Origin of the sequence: Acinetobacter sp. F9 (assembly GCF_019195275.1) — a bacterium.
GTDB lineage: Bacteria > Pseudomonadota > Gammaproteobacteria > Pseudomonadales > Moraxellaceae > Acinetobacter > Acinetobacter pseudolwoffii.
In genome coordinates this window covers 1029289-1048900 of the sequence record NZ_CP078068.1, presented here as the reverse complement: position 1 = coordinate 1048900, position 19612 = coordinate 1029289, and the positions used below count along the sequence as shown (strand labels likewise).

General features: G+C 43.7%; 11 protein-coding genes. 6 read left to right on the top strand and 5 right to left on the bottom strand.

All coding sequences use genetic code 11. From position 1 onward, the window contains the following. Nucleotides 1–64: 64 nt before the first annotated feature. Nucleotides 65–2959, bottom strand: coding sequence for a valine--tRNA ligase (locus tag KT990_RS05060; protein ID WP_218209256.1), 2895 nt, complete (start codon nucleotides 2957–2959; stop codon nucleotides 65–67). A gap of 175 nt (nucleotides 2960–3134) precedes the next feature. Here KT990_RS05060 and KT990_RS05055 point away from each other — a divergent pair, with 175 nt between their 5' ends. The 3 genes from KT990_RS05055 (at nucleotide 3135) to KT990_RS05045 (ending at nucleotide 6126) form a co-directional block, all read left to right on the top strand. Further along, nucleotides 3135–3806 (top strand): hypothetical protein, encoded by a 672-nt coding sequence (locus tag KT990_RS05055; RefSeq protein WP_218209255.1) that lies wholly within the window; start codon nucleotides 3135–3137, stop codon nucleotides 3804–3806. A 20-nt stretch (nucleotides 3807–3826) separates the two neighbouring features. Beyond that, complete coding sequence (locus tag KT990_RS05050; protein ID WP_074383104.1) at nucleotides 3827–4633, top strand: SDR family oxidoreductase; 807 nt, start codon at nucleotides 3827–3829, stop codon at nucleotides 4631–4633. A gap of 218 nt (nucleotides 4634–4851) precedes the next feature. After that, on the top strand, nucleotides 4852–6126 hold the full coding sequence (locus tag KT990_RS05045) for a glutaminase (RefSeq protein ID WP_100355297.1): 1275 nt from the start codon (nucleotides 4852–4854) through the stop codon (nucleotides 6124–6126). Nucleotides 6127–6214: 88 nt separating this feature from the next. On the opposite strand, the gene dhaK is transcribed toward KT990_RS05045, so the two are convergent. After that, nucleotides 6215–7945, bottom strand: coding sequence for a dihydroxyacetone kinase subunit DhaK (gene dhaK / locus KT990_RS05040; RefSeq protein ID WP_218209254.1), 1731 nt, complete (start codon nucleotides 7943–7945; stop codon nucleotides 6215–6217). Nucleotides 7946–8231: 286 nt separating this feature from the next. Here dhaK and KT990_RS05035 point away from each other — a divergent pair, with 286 nt between their 5' ends. Next, entirely contained in the window at nucleotides 8232–10346 is a 2115-nt protein-coding gene (locus KT990_RS05035) for a 3'-5' exonuclease (RefSeq protein WP_218209253.1), read from the top strand. Nucleotides 10347–10401: 55 nt separating this feature from the next. Here KT990_RS05035 and metH read toward each other — a convergent pair whose 3' ends face one another. Beyond that, nucleotides 10402–14088: a methionine synthase gene (gene metH, locus KT990_RS05030; RefSeq protein WP_218209252.1), complete on the bottom strand. Its 3687-nt coding sequence runs from the start codon at nucleotides 14086–14088 to the stop codon at nucleotides 10402–10404. A 533-nt stretch (nucleotides 14089–14621) separates the two neighbouring features. Between metH and KT990_RS05025 the strand changes: the two genes are divergently transcribed. Then, nucleotides 14622–16241 carry an inorganic phosphate transporter gene (locus KT990_RS05025; protein ID WP_005096235.1) on the top strand — a complete coding sequence of 540 codons (1620 nt, stop codon included), beginning with the start codon at nucleotides 14622–14624 and terminating at the stop codon, nucleotides 16239–16241. A 151-nt stretch (nucleotides 16242–16392) separates the two neighbouring features. Here the strand turns inward: KT990_RS05025 and KT990_RS05020 are convergent, their stop codons facing one another. After that, entirely contained in the window at nucleotides 16393–17934 is a 1542-nt protein-coding gene (locus tag KT990_RS05020) for a hypothetical protein (protein ID WP_180072008.1), read from the bottom strand. A gap of 180 nt (nucleotides 17935–18114) precedes the next feature. Continuing rightward, nucleotides 18115–18732 (bottom strand): rhomboid family intramembrane serine protease, encoded by a 618-nt coding sequence (locus tag KT990_RS05015; RefSeq protein WP_005096237.1) that lies wholly within the window; start codon nucleotides 18730–18732, stop codon nucleotides 18115–18117. A gap of 159 nt (nucleotides 18733–18891) precedes the next feature. Between KT990_RS05015 and nfuA the strand changes: the two genes are divergently transcribed. Continuing rightward, nucleotides 18892–19530, top strand: coding sequence for a Fe-S biogenesis protein NfuA (gene nfuA / locus KT990_RS05010; protein ID WP_005096238.1), 639 nt, complete (start codon nucleotides 18892–18894; stop codon nucleotides 19528–19530). Nucleotides 19531–19612: the final 82 nt, after the last annotated feature.

Sequence of the window (19612 nt, the reverse complement as noted above, 5' to 3'; positions counted from 1 at the left end):
ATTTAATAATAAAGGGCTGAATAATCAGCCCTTTATACATAAATTAGATCAAACTAACAACACCTTACAGCGCCGCAATTTGCTCCATATTCGCCTTAATTTTCGCTAATTGATCAGCAAACTCAGCAAGTTTAACTTTCTCGCCCTCAACAACCGCAGCAGGTGCTTTCGCGACAAAACCTTCATTACCAAGTTTAGTTGCAATTTGGTCATGCTGTTTTTGAACCTTGTCTAAGTCTTTTTGTAGACGACCCAATTCCGCTTTAGGGTCAATTAAACCCTTCATTGGAACGAATACAGACACATGACCTACAACACTTGATGAAGACAATGGCGGTTGTTCACCGTCCGCAAGGAAAGTAATGCTCTCAACTTTAGCCAACGCAGTGAATAACGCTTCAATACGTGTGATCTGTGCTTTTTCAGCATCAGTCGTGTTTTGCAGAAGAACAGGCAACAAACGCGAATTACCCAGACCCATTTCACCACGGATGTTACGTACCGCACCAATCAAACCTTGCAGCCATTGCATATCTGCTTCAGCTTGTTCGTTGATTTTCGCTTCATCTGCAACAGGGTACTGAGCCAACATGATTGTTTCGCCAGAAATGTTCAGTTTCGGCGCAAGCGTTTGCCAAATTTCTTCTGTCAAGTAAGGCATCAACGGATGTGCCAAACGTAAAGACGCTTCCATCACAGCAAGAAGAACACGGCGGATTTCAGCTTTACGCTCAACCGATACGTTTTCATCATTCAGAACAGGCTTAGTCAGCTCGACATACCAGTCACAGTATTCATTCCAGATGAACTCGTAAATCGCTTGTGCAGCCAAGTCTAAACGATACGTTGCAAATGCTGTTTGCACTGCTTGTTCTGCTTTTTGTAGACGGCTTACAATCCACTGTTCAGGCAATTCCCAAAGGTCTTGACGAACTTCTTGACCAATCACTTGTTCTTCGCAGTTCATCATCACGAAACGGGTTGCGTTCCAGATTTTGTTGGCAAAGTTACGGTAGCCTTCAACACGCTTCATGTCGAACTTGATGTCACGACCTGTGTTGGCAAGCGCACAGAATGTGAAACGAACCGCATCTGTACCGTAAGATTGAATGCCTTCAGGGAATTCTTTACGCGTCGATTTTTCAATCTTCGCTGCTTGTTTCGGGTTCATCAAACCTGTTGTACGTTTTTGTACTAAAGTTTCAAGATCAACACCATCAATCAAGTCTAATGGGTCAAGCACGTTGCCCTTAGACTTCGACATTTTCTGACCTTCGCCATCACGCACCAAACCATGTACATACACGGTTTTAAATGGAACTTGCGGTGTACCATCTTCATTTTTCATGAAGTGCATGGTCATCATGATCATACGGGCAACCCAAAAGAAGATGATGTCAAAACCAGTCACAAGTACATCAGTCGGGTGGAAAGTATTTAAGAAATAGTTTTCTTTATCTTTGGCTTCATCGCCAGTCCAACCTAAGGTTGAGAATGTCCAAAGACCTGATGAGAACCATGTATCGAGTACGTCTTCGTCTTGGTCTAATTGAACATCGGCAGGGATATTGTTTTTCGCACGAACTTCAGCTTCGTCACGACCTACATAAACATTACCATCTACATCGTACCAAGCAGGAATACGGTGACCCCACCACAATTGACGCGAGATACACCAGTCTTGGATGTTGTTCATCCAAGCCATGTACATGTTGCTGTATTGCTCAGGTACAAATTTAATCTCGCCATCTTTAACCGCTTTAATTGCAGGCTCAGCAAGAGGGGCAATTTTCACATACCATTGGTCAGTAAGTAGAGGCTCAACGATCACGCCTGAACGGTCACCGCGAGGTGGTTTAAGCGTATACGGTTGGATTTGCTCTAACCAGCCTTCAGCTTCAGCTTGTTCAACTAATTTTTTACGTGCTTCAAAACGATCTAAGCCCACATATTCCGCAGGTGCAGGGATGGTTTTAGAAATTTGCTCGCCCGCTTTCGCGATGTATTCAAACTCAGCAAGCACTTCCGCATTTTTGTTGAAGATGTTGATGATTGGCAATTCGCAGCGTTTACCCACTTCATAGTCATTGAAGTCGTGTGCAGGGGTGATTTTTACACAGCCGGTACCGAATTCTTTATCGACATATTCATCTTTAACAATTGCCACGCTACGACCGGTAATCGGCAGGATGATGTTTTTGCCGACAAGATGCGCATAACGCTCATCATCCAGGGCAACTGCAATGGCAGTATCACCGAGCAGGGTTTCAGGACGGGTAGTTGCGACCACGATATAATCTTTGCCATCGTGCGTGCGCAATGATTTATCTTCAAAGAAATATTTCAGATGCCACAATGAACCTGCTTCTTCTTTATCAGACTCAACTTCTAAGTCAGAAAGCGCCGTTTGTAATTTTGGATCCCAGTTAACAAGGCGTTTACCACGGTAGATCAAACCTTGTTCATGCAGTTTTACAAATACCTCTTTGACCGCATTGGATAGACCATCATCCATAGTGAAGCGTTCACGTGACCAGTCTACAGAAGAACCCAAACGACGGATTTGACGGGTAATGTTACCGCCAGACTGTTCTTTCCATTCCCAGACTTTTTCGATGAACTTTTCACGGCCCAAGTCATGACGGCTAATGCCTTCTGCACCAAGCTGACGTTCTACCACCATTTGGGTGGCAATACCGGCGTGGTCAGTACCCGGTTGCCAAAGCGTATTTTTACCTGACATACGGTTATAACGGGTCAATGCATCCATGATGGCATTGTTAAAACCATGACCCATGTGCAAGTTACCAGTGACGTTTGGCGGCGGAATCATGATACAGAATGATTCGCCTTTTTCAGAGGGCTTGAAGTAGCCGCGTTCTTCCCAAGTTTGGTACCATTTTTTCTCGATCTCGGTCGGATCGTAGGTTGTCGCGATATTTTGCGCTGAATCAGTCATAGTCTAAACAGATCAAAAGTAGATGAAAAATTGGATCTATTGTAGCAAAAAAAATAGTGCATGCGGCAGCTTAACCAAATGCAAACTTTAGACAATTGGCATGCAGAGCAACTCGTCGTATGATGCAAAGATAAAAAAACGCGACTCATCGCAGAAGATTAAAAAGGATAACAAGATGAGCTATAGCATTTCCCTGAAGATCCAGCCTGAAACCCATCAGCGCTTTATCGACCTTCATTCCAGATTAAATGCCGGTGATCCAGACAGTCTGGCTAAACCGCTCGGTGAAAATCTGGCCGATATGGCCTGTGAAATTATTGACCAGATTTTTGGTCAGATGGTGCAGATCGCGAAATCTCCCGACAGTGAATCTGAAAAAGTGATTCAGCACATTATTGAGACGACACGTAAATATATGCCTTGGTCGGTTTCCTTATTTGGCAATGAACGGCTCATGCCCATGGTGAATTATCTGCATCGCATGACCTATACGCATGACGGCGATGTTTTTGTGTGTTATCCGGTGGAAAAGATGCTGGTGATGGAGTTACTGGGTTGTGTGGATCAGATGAAAACCGGCAATCATCAGTATGTCTCGCCGGCACTCAAAGCCTTTACCCAGGTCGTTGATCAGGGCGTGACCTGTCTGATCCGTGAACCGAAAAACCTGTTGAAGTTTAATGTTGTGGTCGATAAAACCTTAAATGGGGTGATTCACCTAACCACCCAGCTCGGCTATAAACGTTTTGATAAACTCGGTAATATCTATGATGCTGATACGATGCGTTATTATTTCGAGCATTTACTGGCATTTCTGGAAGATGAAAGGCCGCACCATATTTATTAAAACAAAGGAAACAGGATTTCATGGCGAAAGTTGAAAGTTTAAATGGAAAAGTGGTCTGGATTACTGGCGCATCTTCAGGGATAGGCAAGGCGATTGCACAGCAATGTGCCGCACAGGGAGCGCAGGTGATATTGACTGCGCGCCGTCATGAAGAACTGGAAAATGTGCGCCAAAGCCTGATCAATCCGGATCAACATATTTCCATCACGGCTGATATCACCGATGAAAGTCAGGTTCGCCATGCCTATGAGCAGGTTGTGCAACAAAAAGGCCGGATTGACTGGCTGATCAATAATGCCGGACTCAGTCAGCGTGCCCTGATTGCAGAAACCACCATGCAGACTGAACGCGCCATTATGGAAGTCGATTATTTCTCGCAGGTATTTTTGACCAAAACCGTACTGCCAACTTTTCTGGCACAAAAATCCGGCCGTATTGTGTTTATTTCCAGTGTTGCAGGTTTGCTCGGTACACAATATCGCGCGTCTTATTCCGCAGCCAAAGCAGCAATTCATATGTGGGCCAACAGCCTGCGTGCTGAAGTGGCAGATCAGGGGATTGGCGTATCGGTGATTTTCCCCGGTTTTGTTAAAACCAATGTGTCCCTGAACGCTTTAAATGGTCAAGGGAAGCCGCAAGGGCATGCAGATGAAGCGATTGAAAATGGTCTGTCCGCAGAAGATTTTGCCCGTCAAACTGTACAAGCTTTGCAGAGCGGCGAAGAATATATCGTGATTGGCGGCAAGAAAGAAAAACTCGGGGTACTGGTGTCGCGTATTTCGCCAAAAGTCCTGTACAAGATGATTCGCAGAACCAAGGTGAAATAGATCATCCAGACTCAATAAAAAGGGCAGTATTGCCCTTTTTTGATCGCTCTGAAAAAGAAAATTAAAACAAACCTACAATTTAATTTCTGAAGGAGCTGACGCAAAGTGTGCACAACCCATCACACAGATATGCAGAAAATTACCTTTTCACTCTGGTACTTAAGTCAAAAACCGCTATGTTAGTTAAAAATAATAGTGAATTGGAATACGCTCATTCGATGAAAACACCGGTGCCAGATTATCTCAAGCATGTTTTAAGCTCCTGCCAAGACAATGATAAAGGGGCCTTGGCCGACTATATTCCTGAGCTGGCAGCAGTCGATCCAGAGAAGTTTGCTTTGGCACTCTCCACCGTAGATGGCACGATCTATTCCACCGGTGATGACGAGGTTGAGTTCACCATGCAGTCCATGTCCAAGCCTTTTGCCTATGCCTTGGCCTTGCAGAAAGTCGGCCTGACCAAGGTCATGGAAAAAGTGGGCGTGGAACCTTCGGGCGAGGCCTTTAACCAGATTTCACTGGAGAAAGACACCAATATTCCGAAAAATCCGATGATCAATTCGGGTGCTATTACTGCCCACTCCCTGATTCCCTATAAACGCACAGTATCCCGGGCGGAACAGTTGCGCCGTTTTTTAAGCGGTTTGGCTGGACGTGAACTGAGTTTTGATACCGATGTATATACCTCCGAACTGAAAACAGCGTTTCGTAACAGATCCTTGGGTTATATGCTGCGTACAGTAGGAGTATTGGAAGAAGATCCAGAAGCGATTGTCAATGGTTATATCAAGCAATGTTCAATCAAGGTGACGGTCAAAGACCTGGCGATGATTGCCGGGGTACTCGCCAACGGTGGGATTCAGCCGCAGACCGGTAAAAAATTATTGGATCGTTCTGTGGTGCGGCAAGTCCTGAGCGTGATGCTCACTTGCGGGATGTATGATGCTGCCGGTGACTGGCTGACCACGGTGGGCATTCCGGCAAAAAGTGGGGTCGCAGGCGGCATTATTGGCGTATTGCCTGGACAGGTGGGCATCGCCGTATTTTCTCCGCGAATTGATGAACATGGGCATAGCGCGCGTGGGGTCGATATCTTTGAACGTATATCCCGGGAAATGGGGCTACATTTAATGGAAGGAACGCCGTCGGCACAAACCATTTTACAAAACCGTTATCTCACTGGAAAACGCGATCATGTGGTGGTGTATGAACTGCGTGGCGTATTGCAGTTTACTGAATCGGAAATGCTGCTGCGTATTTTGGAAGATGAACCGGAAGGCAAAAAACGAATTATACTGGATCTGACCAATTTGACCCTAATTCATAATGTCGGCGCCCGCATGTTATTTGAAGGCGTGGCGCGTTTGAAAAAGGATGGTCATCCTGTTGTGGTGGTTGACTCGGAAGGAATTTTGAGTGAAGCACAGATGAAGGGCAATAAAAGGGTCGTGGTCAAAGAAAACCTGAACAAGTATCTAGAAAAATTTCAATAGACGTTCTTTCTGCTGTCTTGCTTGAGCACCGGCTGTATCCTGGAAATAAAAAAAGCCCCGATGATTCGAGGCTTTTTTAATAAATGATTTATTTAATATGTGCTGCAATGTCGCTAAAGATCACGCCTAAACCATGTGCACCGGCATCCGGATAGCCTAAGCTACGGTCACCGACCGTACCGGCACGGCCCATACGTGCCACAATCTCTTGAGTCGATTCTGCACCTTTTACCGCAGCCGCTGCACCCAAGACAAAGTTTTCTTTAAAAGTCTTGCCGGTATTGGCAGACCATGAATCTGCACATGGTACTAGGGCATCAATCAGGGTTTTATCCCCCACCACGGCACCACGACCAAATGAACGCTCACCGGTCACTTGAATGCCTTTGACTGCCGCCTGCAACATTTCAGCAAAGTCAGCGACAGTTAAACTGGTTTTATCTTGAATGGCCTTACTCGCGGCACGGAAGGCTGAACCCCAGATTGGACCTGATGCGCCGCCACAGTGTTCCATAATGATCATTGAGCAGTTCAGCATGAATTCATCCATATGCTGTGCTTGAATCAGACTTTGCCATTCACGTTTTAGCTGTTTAAAGCCTTTGGCCACGCTCATGCCGAAATCACCATCGCCGGCATGTGCATCTAACTCGCAGAAAGGCACTTCATTTTTAATAATGCAAGCCGCCATAACATCGACGACATAACGCATATTCTCAATCGTGAATTGCTCATTGCTGATTATTGCATGTTCAGGTTGGGTTTCAACTGCGGTATTGGCGCTGCGTTCAGCTGCTGCATTTTTTACTGCAAATTCAAAAGGTAGTGCAGGTGAACCATCCGTTTTAAATGCAGGGGTATTGGCTTCTGCATCTAAATAGGTTTTCAGTTCAGCATCCAGCGCAAGTAAAGATACTGATGCACCGTTCATGTCGATACTGGTCATGTAGTTACCGACAAAAGTACGATAAATTTTGATGCCTTTACGTGCCAAATGTTCGCAAACATCGTTGTTAAAGACATACAGCTCCTGCATTGGCGTTGAACCAAAACCATTGACCAATACCGCTACTTCAGTCAGGTCAGGACGGTCAAGAAACAGGTCATCGATAATACGTTGTGCCAGTTCTTTTGATGGCAATATTTTTTCACGACGAATCCCTGGTTCACCGTGGATGCCCACGCCGTATTCCATTTCATCATTGGCAAGAGTAAAGGTTGGTGTGCCCTTGGCAGGAACGGTACATGAGCTATAAGCAAAACCAAGACTAATGACATTGTCCGCAGCTTTTTGAGCCACAGCTTTGACTTCCGCAAGCTCTAAACCTTTTGATGCAGCTGCACCGGCAATTTTATGCACCAATACTGTACCGGCAACACCACGACGACCGACAGTATATAAGCTGTCTTTGACTGCAATGTCATCTGCTACTTTGACGTAATCCACGTTAATGCCGTCATCTGTTGCAAGCGCTGCACCATTCTGGAAATTCATCATATCGCCAGAATAGTTTTTAATGATCATCAGCACGCCTTTGTCTGTTGCGACATGCTGCAGGGCTTTATAGACCTGAATTTGTGAAGGTGATGCAAATACATCACCACAAACGGCTGCGTCTAACATACCTGCGCCGACAAAGCCTGCATGTGCCGGCTCGTGACCGCTGCCGCCACCACTGATCAGTGCGACATTATTATGTTTTGCTTTTCTTGAAATGATTTTGTGTGACTCGGTAAATGCGAGTTCTGGATGAGCGAGGACGAAGCCTTTGCACATTTCGACAACCAGGTTTTCAGGGTTGTTGATGAGTTTTTTCATTGGAACACCAAGAGTGATTGATTTGGGAGATAAATTTATTGCTCTATTATTATAGAAAGTAATGATTTTTGCAGAGTTAAAAATGTAAAAGCGGATAAATTTTAATGAATGAGTCAGAAAAATAACGTTTTTGATATGTATATTGTTTGATTTAATTTCTCTATTAAGAAGTAAAACCTATTACCTTTTACAAAGATGAACTGGAATTTGATTGTGCTATTAGATTAGTGAGCTTTCTTTGATATATCATTCAATTTATTAATTAAGATTTAGAGAAAATATTATCGTGGCTGAACTCATTCCTCCAAATATACAACACTTAAGATCTGCCAGTAGTGGGGAAAGGAAAGTTTACCAATTATTGGAACATATATTTCAAGATGAAAATGCTATTATCTGGTATGAACCGAAAGCATTAAATCGTTATACTGATTTTTTGGTGTGGTTGCCAAAGCATGGTTTATTAGTAGTTGAAGTCAAGGATTGGTCAAAAGAACGATTTGAAACACTAAATCCAGATACATTCACAGGACGTTTTTATAATAAAAATGACACTAAAATAGTGTCTGTTCAGAATCCTGAAATGCAAGTACGTAAGTGCATGCTAAATATTTTAAATCAATTCAAAAAGACTGCGATATTTTTACAAAAGAGTGGTCCCTATCAAGGAAATGTTAAGTTTCCGATCAGTAGTTGTGTGATTTATACTGAATTAAAACAAGAGGATGCTAAGGGGATTGGACTCAGCTTTCCAGCTATTAGCTCCGAGCATAAGACCATATACAAGGATGATTTACGTTTAGTTGCCGAAAATAAAACGTTTAAACAAAAATTAATTAAGGCTTTCCAAGATGTTGCATTTCCATTTGAACCTTTAACTCAGGCGGAAGAGAAATTTCTTCGGTATATGATTTTTCCGGAAATTCGTGTCAATGAGTTTAAACAAGATGAGCTATTTGCCTTAGAGCCACAAGAAATTAAAGCTTTAGATTTAACACAAGAATCAATTGCCAAAAATATTGGTGATGGGCATCGTATTTTAAAAGGTGTAGCAGGAAGTGGCAAAACTTTGGTTTTAGCATGCCGTGCCAAGTATCTAAAAACAATTTATCCTGACTATAAGATTTTAGTGGTTTGTTATAACAATTCTTTATGCAACCATTTAAAGCATATGTTCGGTGATGATTTTAATAAGAAAATTGAAGTTCTTAATTTTCATAGCCTTGTCAAGCAGCTAACTGGAGCGAATTTATCTATGCTGCTTCAGGAAAAGCAGTCCGAATATAATACCCGGGTGGGGCACATTTTACTGGATTACCTGGAAAAGAAGGATGTACTAGACGCTGAATTATATGACGCTATTCTGATTGATGAAGGACAAGACTTTGCGCAGGAATGGATTATTGGGCTATCTAAACTAGTGAAATCTGAGAGTAACAATATTTTGTTCTGTTATGACCCTGCACAAAATATTTTCAACCGCAAAAAGCCAAGCTGGCGCTCTGTTGGCTTGCAGGTTCAAGGTAAAAAACCAGTAGAACTATATAAATGTTATCGTAATACTAAAGAAATTTTAGATATTGCCAAAGCATTTTTGAATTCTAAACAACCGGATAGCTTACAAAATAATGACGAATACGATCGTATTTTAGATCCTGACACAGGCGAATGTAAAACAGGAGAATATCCAAGTATTTATCATAAAAATGATGTCCGTCACTTGGCCGATTTGATCGCTCGGAAAATTCGTCAATTGTTGCAATCAGAAACTGCACCAAGGGAGATTGCTGTATTACAGGCAAAATCAGCCGTATACGATATTTTTGTGAGTGAGTTGAAGTCAAAATTAAATACTTATATACCAAATGTTGAAGCAGAATTTATTTTTAGCAGCGTAGAGAAGAAGGCATTAGACTTAAATAAAAATTCAATTAAAATTATGAATGTGGAGTCATCCAAAGGTTTGGAGTTTCCACATGTTTTTTTCGTTGGGCTAGATTACATGCCACGACTCGGTGAAAATCATGATTTAGATTCCGAGCGAAAACTTGCTTATGTGGGTATGACTCGTGCACAAAATAAACTATTTATCCTGGGATGTGAAAATAAAGGATTTCTTGCCGATGTTAAAAAGATCTATGAGCAAGCAACTAGTTTATTGGACGTCGAAGAAAGCTCGGTGGAAGTTAGTATTGAAAAATCTGAAGTAACCATTTCCCAAGAAGATATAGAAAATATCAATGATTCAATGATTGGGCAAAAGTGGACAGAAGATGAGGAAGTTCGTCTGATTGATGCATTTATGGATGAAAAGCTGTCTATTAAAGAAATTGCAAAACGACATTCACGTAAAGAGGGTGGTATTCGTTCGCGATTGAGAAAGTTAAGACTAATTGATTGAAAAATAAAAAATCCCCTCAATCGAGGGGATTTTTCTTCTCTAAACTAGATGACTCTTAAACAATCGAATCATCCAAATTCGGCGCTAACCAACGTTTCGCTTCATCCAGCGTCCAACCTTTACGCTTCGCATAATCTTCCAACTGGTCGCCAGAGATTTTACCCACGTTAAAGTATTCAGTTTCAGGATTTGCATAATAGAAACCGCTGACTGATGAAGGTGGCCACATTGCAAAACTAGAGGTTAAGTAAGTTCCAATCTTGTCAGTTGTACCTAACCAGTCAAAGAGTGGCGCTTTTTCAGAATGTTCAGGACACGCAGGGTAGCCCGGTGCAGGACGAATACCGACATACTTCTCTTTAATCAAATCTTCATTCGACAATTGTTCATCTGCTTGGTAGCCCCAGAATTCTTTACGGATACGCTGGTGCAAATGTTCAGCAAATGCTTCCGCAAAACGGTCACCTAAAGCCTGCGCCATAATTGCAGAATAATCATCGCCTTTGGCTTTGTATTCTTGCGACAGCTCTTCCGCACCAAAGATTGAAACTGTAAAACCACCCAAATAATCCTGAGCCACATCTTTCTGTGCAATAAAGTCCGCCAAAGAATAGTTGGCTTTGCCTGTCACTTTATCCGACTGCTGACGTAGATGTTCAAAAGTATGGGTCACATTGCCATTTTCATCTGCCACAGCAACAGTGTCGCTTGCCACACGGTTGGCAGGATAAATGCTGAAGGTGGCACGCGCATCGAAACGTTTATTCTCGATGATATCTTTCAGCATAATTTGTGCTTGTTCAAACAAGTCACGTGCTGCTTCGCCCACTACGTCATCTTCCAGGATTTTCGGGAATTTACCCGCCAGACTCCAAGAAATAAAGAACGGTGTCCAGTCAAAATATTCCACCAAGGTTTCAAGTGGATAATTGGTGAAAGTTTTCGAACCAATGAAGTTTGGTTTTACTGGAGTGTGTGCACCAAAATCAATTTTAAAGCCATTTTCAATTGATTTTGCATAAGACAATTTGGCGGCTTTCGGCTGTTTATTGGCTAAACGTGTACGGATTTTTTCATAATCCGCCGCATAGTCCGTTGCCAGTTTTGGTTTCATCTCGGCAGAAAGCAATTGTGTTGCCACACCCACGGCACGTGAAGCATCAGCTGTGTAGTACACACCATCATTTTGATATTGCGGTGAAATCTTTACAGCGGTGTGGGCTTTAGAGGTGGTTGCACCACCAATCATCAATGGAATATTAAAGCCTTTACGCTGCATTTCTTTGGCAACAAAGACCATTTCGTCCAGAGACGGTGTAATCAAACCAGACAAACCGATAATATCGACTTTTTCATCAATTGCGGTTTGCAGGATTTTCTCGCACGGCACCATCACGCCCAGATCCACGATGTCATAACCGTTACAGCCCAGCACCACGCCGACAATGTTCTTACCGATGTCGTGTACGTCACCTTTTACCGTCGCGAGCAGGATTTTACCTTTGGCTTCAGCTTGGGTTTTCTCAGCTTCAATAAACGGATTCAGCCAAGCCACTGCCTGCTTCATCACACGCGCAGATTTTACCACCTGCGGCAAGAACATTTTACCGGCACCAAACAGGTCGCCAACCACGTTCATACCTGCCATCAATGGGCCTTCAATCACATCCAGTGGACGGGTTGATTTTAAACGGGCTTCTTCAGTGTCTTGGTCAATATACGTCGTGATGCCTTTGACCAGTGCATATTCAAGACGTTTTTCAACAGATTCATTACGCCATTCCAGGTTTTCTTCGGCTTTTTGCGTACCACTTTGACCACGATATTTTTCAGCGACAGCCAGCAGCCGTTCTGTTGCATCCTGACCACTTTCGCCTTGATTCTGGTTTTGAACCACATCTTCAACGGCAGCTTTTAATTCTTTATCAATGTCATCATAAATCGCCATTTGACCGGCATTCACAATCCCCATGGTCATGCCTTTTTGAATGGCATGGTACAAGAACACTGAGTGAATCGCTTCACGTACTGGCTCATTACCACGGAATGAGAACGAGACGTTAGAGACACCACCTGAAATCATGGCATGGGGTAGATTTTCTTTAATCCAGCCAGTCGCTTCAATGAAATCAACCGCATAGTTATTATGTTCTACAATCCCTGTCGCAATCGCAAACACGTTCGGGTCAAAGATAATATCTTCAGCAGGGAAGCCCACTTCATTGACCAGCACATCATAAGAGCGCTTACAGATCTCTTTTTTACGTGCTGCTGTATCGGCCTGACCATCTTCATCAAATGCCATCACAATCACTGCTGCACCGTACTGACGGCACAGGCGGGCACGTTCGACAAATTCGTCATAACCTTCTTTTAAGGAAATCGAGTTCACCACGGCTTTACCTTGCACGCATTTCAAACCTGCTTCGATAATCTCCCATTTAGAAGAATCGAGCATGATCGGCACACGTGAAATATCCGGCTCAGACGCAATCAGATTCAGGAAGTGCACCATGGCACCTTGTGAATCCAGCATGCCTTCATCCATGTTGATATCGATAATTTGTGCACCGGCTTCAACCTGCTGACGGGCAACATCGAGTGCTTCGGCGAAGTTTTCTTCACGAATCAGACGCAGGAATTTTTTCGAACCGGTGACGTTGGTACGTTCACCGACGTTCACGAACAGTGAATCTGGGGTGATGTTAAATGGTTCTAAACCGCTTAAACGACAAGCTGGCGCAATCTCAGGAATTTGACGCGGGCTAATGCCTTCCACTGCTTGTGCAATTGCGCGGATGTGATCCGGTGTGGTACCACAGCAACCACCGGTAATATTGATCAGACCGCTTTCCGCAAATTCTTTAATGAAAGCTGCAGTTTCTTCCGGTGTTTCATCATATCCACCGAAGGCATTTGGCAAGCCAGCGTTAGGATGTGCTGAAACAAAAGTATCCGCTACATCCGACACGGTTTTGACGTGTGGACGCATCGCATCTGCACCAAGCGCACAGTTAAAACCAATCGAGATCGGTTCTGCATGACGCATCGAGTTCCAGAACGCTTCTGCGGTTTGACCGGTTAAGGTACGGCCAGATGCATCGGTGATGGTGCCTGAGATCATGATTGGCAGTTCATAGCCCAGTTCTTTAAAGACTTCTTTCACCGCAAAGATCGCAGCTTTGGCATTTAAAGTATCGAATACGGTTTCAATCAGGATGATGTCGACACCACCTTCAATCAGCGCTTTGGTTGATTCAATATAATCCACTTTTAAGGCATCAAAAGTGATGTTGCGGAAGGCTGGATCGTTGACGTTTGGAGAAATAGACGTGGTACGTGATGTCGGACCAATCACACCTGCCACAAAACGTGGTTTTTCTGGGGTTGAATATTTGGCACAGGCTTCTTTGGCCAGACGCGCGGCTTCACGGTTAATCTCGGGAACCAGATCTTGCATATGATAGTCAGACATCGAAACCCGCGTACCGTTAAAGGTATTGGTTTCAATAATGTCGGCGCCAGCTTCCAAGTAAGCTTCATGAATACCTTGAATGATTTGTGGTTGTGTCAAAACGAGCAGGTCGTTATTGCCTTTCAGATCATAAGCCCAATCAGCAAAACGCTCGCCACGGTAATCGGCTTCTTCCAGTTTATGGCGCTGGATCATGGTACCCATCGCACCATCGATAATTAAAATTTTCTTGGCAAGAAGTTCTTTTAAGGTGGCAAGTGTCGACATTCAAACTTTCTCAGTAGAAATCAAAAAACATCGGCCATATTAGCAGAATTAATGCTTGAATTCTGCGCCTCCTTTCTCAGAATGATGGATATACATGATATGAAAATTTGATAAGTCAGTTAGAACAAGACAGGTTTTTGTTATCCGGTCTATGCAGTATCCAGCTTTAAAATGGGATCTGGCTAAAACTGGCAAAAATATATTTGAAAAATTAAGCTGATGCTTTTATTCATGAAATTGTCATATTTATTGACTATGCTCTGTACATAGAAATTATGGTCATCTTAAGCGTAGAGGGAGATTCAAAGCTTTAAGCGCAAAAACAGGACACGTTTTTGAGTTCTGAAAAGCTGGAATTTTATCTTAAGTTGATGATTTATTGAATCAAACAGCAGTGTTTTACTCGGGATTAAACAGGACGAACAGCAGCAAGAAAATCTAAATTATTGCTTCATATGACAGCAGTTTGTCATATAATTGTCACAATTTAACTGAACAATAGGGGAATTCTTGAATCCTCTATTCCTGCTTGCATGAATCCTAATCAAACCCCCATAGATTCAGCACACGAGTCGGCTTCGCACAAGTCGACCAATGTTCACGTGCCGACACCAAAATTCTTTATGCCAGTTTTTCTAACTGTCATTATCTCTACTCTTATTTATATCGGTTTTCAATTGTCTGCCGATTTAGCGCATGTTCCTGCACTGGGTTTGTATTCAATTATTCTCCTGGCGACGGCATTGTTTATTGCGCTGGGCTTTGAATTCGTCAATGGCTTCCACGATACTGCCAATGCGGTTGCCACGGTCATTTATACCAATGCACTTTCTGCGCCTGTCGCTGTAATGTGGGCCGGTTTCTGTAACTTCCTTGGGGTTATGGTGGCCAGTGGTGCGGTGGCTTACGGTATTATTGCACTGTTACCTGTTGAGCTGATCATGAATGTCGGCTCCGGAGCAGGTTTTGCCATGGTGTTTGCCATGCTGATCGCTGCGATTGTCTGGAACCTGGGAACATGGTTTCTTGGTATTCCTGCATCCAGCTCACATACCCTGATCGGTTCGATTCTGGGTGTGGGTATCATGAACTACATTCTGCACGCGAGTAGCGGTGCATCGGGTATAGACATGGAGCAGGTGATGAAAGTCGGTAAGGCGCTGTTATTTTCGCCTTTAATCGGTTTTGCATTTGCCGCTGTGCTGTTCTTGCTGGTGAAAAAAATCTTCAAGAAACAGGTGGAGCTGTTCCAGCCACCTGAAGGTAATAAACCGCCACCCCCTTTAATTCGTGCCATTTTGATCTTTACCTGTACCGGTGTCAGCTTTGCGCACGGTTCAAATGATGGTCAAAAAGGCATGGGGCTGATCATGTTGATTTTAATTGGCTGTGTACCAATGGCGTACTCACTCAACAAAAACTTAGATCAACAGCATATCCAGACTTTTGGTCAATTGTCTGCGCAAACGGCCAATGCGATTTATCCAGACCATGCGGATATTGAAGATGAAAAAGCGCGTCAGATCATCACGACTTATATCCAAACCAAAGAAATCACCCCTGAAGTGGTGCCTGCATTGGCGAGCCTCACAGATCATTTAGGTGAAAAAGTCGGTAGCTATAGCAGCATTAGGGAAGTGCCTGAAGCACAGGTTTCAGAATTCCGGAATGACATGTACCTAAGTACCACGGCTTTCAAGCGTTTGGACAAAGCAGAAGCTTTACCTGCAATGACGGCTGAACAGGACAAAACGGTAGATCAATACCGTGACAGTCTGGATTCATTCTTGCAATACATCCCGACCTGGGTGAAAGTGGCCGTTGCTCTGGCGCTGGGTCTGGGTACTATGGTTGGCTGGAAGCGTATTGTGGTGACAGTCGGTGAGCGTATTGGTAAGCAGCATATGACCTATGGTCAGGGGATGTCTGCTGAACTGGTGGCGATGTCGACCATTGCGGCTGCGGATGGTTTCGGGATGCCGGTATCGACCACTCATGTATTGAACTCTGCGGTTGCAGGTACCATGGTGGCGAATAAGTCAGGTCTGAACTTCCAGATGGTGAAAACCATTCTGTCTGCCTGGGTTTTCACTTTACCCGCCACAATTTGTTTATCAGGTACTTTGTACTGGTTGTTACTTAAAGTTTTCTAATATTATTAGATAAGTAAAAAACGCTGCTTTTGCAGCGTTTTTTTATGAAGTTTTTTAAAATCCTCTCCCTTGGAGAGGGTTGGGGAGAGGGGGAGAATTTTGAATAAAAATAATATTGACTCTAGGAGAAGGGTAGAGTCAAGGAAATCAATTACTTCTTAAGCTTACTCAATAATCCCTTGGGTAACTTCTCTGTCGCAAAACCATACAGGGCAGCAAAAGGTAATGCAGTTCGCGCCAGATAAGCCACTCGCCACAAACCACCATGATTCGCACCCTGCATCATCAATTCCAGTGGATGATTCAGCTTCACTTCAGGATTGGCCACAGAGGTAGCATTACGCAGATCATGAATCCACAGGGCTGCCATCAGTGCATTTGTGGTTTCAGGTGCAAAAGCTTCGACATCAAACAGACTGGCACCGTTGAACGCGGCTTTTAATAGCGGATTCTTGGTGACTGAATACGTGGTTGTAGATGGAGCGATATTGATGCTGACACGTTGACCCTGAGCGCGAGCTAAAGTAGCACGCCATTGTTGAATGCGTTTGGCCAGTGCATAGTTTGGACCTTGTTCTACCACCAGACAGTCACAAATCCCATAAGACTGGTCACCAGATTGAATCAGCTCATGCGCATTTTTCTGAAAAAAGTGTTTGCGGCTTACAGTCGATACACCTTTGGAAAAGAGTGTCTGTGCTTTGGAGCGCTCCGCATATTTCACTTTTGATGCTTCAACCACTTTACTTGGAACGGCATAGACATCGGTCGGGGTGCACATATACATCAGGCTGGTATTGGCTTTTTGTTCGCTGACATATTTCATGATGGCATCCATCGCCATCGAAACACGGACATGCTTCTCGCCATCCAGATAGGCAATTGCGGCCAGATCCAGATCCGGCTCAAACTGTAATAGCCATTTAGCAATCTCGGGAATCTGAGTCAAAAGATTGGCACCGAGTTTTTCTTTTAGAACATCGTCAGGCGTATCTTCTGCAAGTGCTTCAGTACAGGGTGCATACAGCGTGGCATTGCCTTGGCTGATGGTATCGACAATCTTGCCCCAGACCCGGGTACTGGGCAGGTCAATCGCCACAATATTGGCTTTCCATTTTGCCAGCCAGGTCAAAGGGCCAGCTTCAGATGCAGCACCAAACAGCACCATGGTTCGATCTGACAAATCAAACCATTCTGGGCGCGCCACACATTCACGCAGGGCATTGGCATGGCTGCTTTCCATAATACCTTGGTTTTCCCAACGTTCAATCTGCTCCAATAAGGCATAGCCTTGCAGCTTCTGGCCGTGGTAGGGCACATACCATTCTGGTGCAGCCTGACTGCTTCCCGTCAATTTAAAGCTATGTAGTTGATCGGCGGGCAAGGTAAGGGCATCTTTCAGTAAATGCTTCTGGCCATCACGGTAAAATTCAAAGGTCTGATGCGCCTGTGCCAGACCATCTTCAGCAATTTTCAGGCTGGCTTCAGGCGAGCTTAGCCCTTGCTCGACCAGTTGCTTAAAATGCACGGTATATTGTTTGCGCCAGTTTTTTTCTGATTGTGCCTGTGCAGCACTGTGCTGATTCACATTGGCCAAAGCTGCTGCGATGATCGCGCGTCCTGTTTTTGAGCTACTTGGTTTTTGTTGATTGGACTGAAGCGGAAATTGAAGACCGTCTGGTGTAGTGGACATGCAAAATATCTCGTAAATGACAGTAATTAATATACAGATGTATACATTATCGCTGCAAAATTCACTCCAAGATTGGCAATAAGTGACATCATGACTTTTTAATATATTACGAGATGTTTCAAATAAATATCAGACTTATCTTATATGTAGCCTTATTTCTCTAGCCTTCAATAACCCTGATTAAAACGGAACCTGCATCAGTTTATTCAGGAAATGCGGAATCAGGCGTGGCTCCAGAATAATGGTCATGATCACGCCGTAGGCTGCTCCCCACAAATGCGCGCTATGATTAATGTTGCTATTGCCTTTTTTGCCTGACCAGATGCTATAAGCCACATAGAGCACGGCAAAAATAATTGCAGGAACCGGTATAAAGAACACAAAAATCAGCTTCCACGGCTCAAACAGAATATAGGCAAACAGCACCGCAGAAACTGCACCTGATGCACCAAGGCTGGCCCAGCGCGGATTATTTTTATGGGTCAGATAACTTGGAATAATAGCTGCAATCAGACCGCCCAGATAGAACAGAATAAAACCCAGATCATATAAATACTGACGATAAAAGCTCTCGATCACACTGCCAAAAAAGAACAGGGTAATCATATTGAATAGCAGGTGAGTTCCATCGGCGTGAATAAAACCATGGCTAATAAAGCGGTCATATTGTCCACGTTGCAGTGCCGGTGGCCAGAAAATCAGGCGATTCATCACCGTCTCTTTAGAGAAGGCAATAAAGGACACAATACAGGTGATCAGAATAATGGTAACGGTGTGATTAAAAGGTAAATCAAGCATATAAAGTAATTCTAATGGTGCCTATTTGCCAATTATCATGCCATTAAAATTGCACTAAAGTTGTACTTTTATAATAAATCCGACAATTTTAGTTGATTTTTAAAAATTCCCCCCGATCTTCAGTTAAAATAGCCGTCTGAGCTTGAGGAAATTATTGTTATGTCGACTGAGAACAGCAGCACTCCAGTTGTTGGTGAAATTCCCAACTTATTGATTACACCAACAGCACAAGAGTATTTAAAGGATTTACTGGATAAACAGAACACCCCGGGTATTGGTGTGCGTGTTTTTGTAGAACATCCGGGTACTCCTCGCGCTGAATGTTGCATGGCCTATAGTGCACCTGATGAAGTTGTACCGACAGATTATAAGCAGGAATACCCTGAGTTCCCTGCTTTTATCGACTCGCCATCTATTCCGTATTTACTTGATGCCGTGATTGACTACAACAAAGACCGTTTTGGTGGTCAGCTGACCTTCCGTGCACCGAACTCTAAAGTGCCACGTGTGGGGCCAGATGCATCGGTAGAAGAGCGTATTACCTATGTATTGCAGTCTGAAATTAACCCGGGTCTGGCAGGGCATGGCGGTAACTGTGCACTGGTTGAAGTCAAAGAAGACCCAGAGCATGGCTTAACAGCGGTGCTTAAATTTGGCGGTGGTTGCCAGGGTTGTTCAGCGATTGATATCACCTTGAAACAAGGGGTAGAAACCACGCTAAAGCAGCATATTCCTGAATTGATGCATGTCGTTGATGAAACGGATCATAGCCAATCTGAAGGTGCGTATATGAAATAAGCTGTTCTATAGAACAGTTCATTTATCGCATTCTAAAAAACCTCGAACTTTCGAGGTTTTTTTATATCTGGCTTTAAGTTTA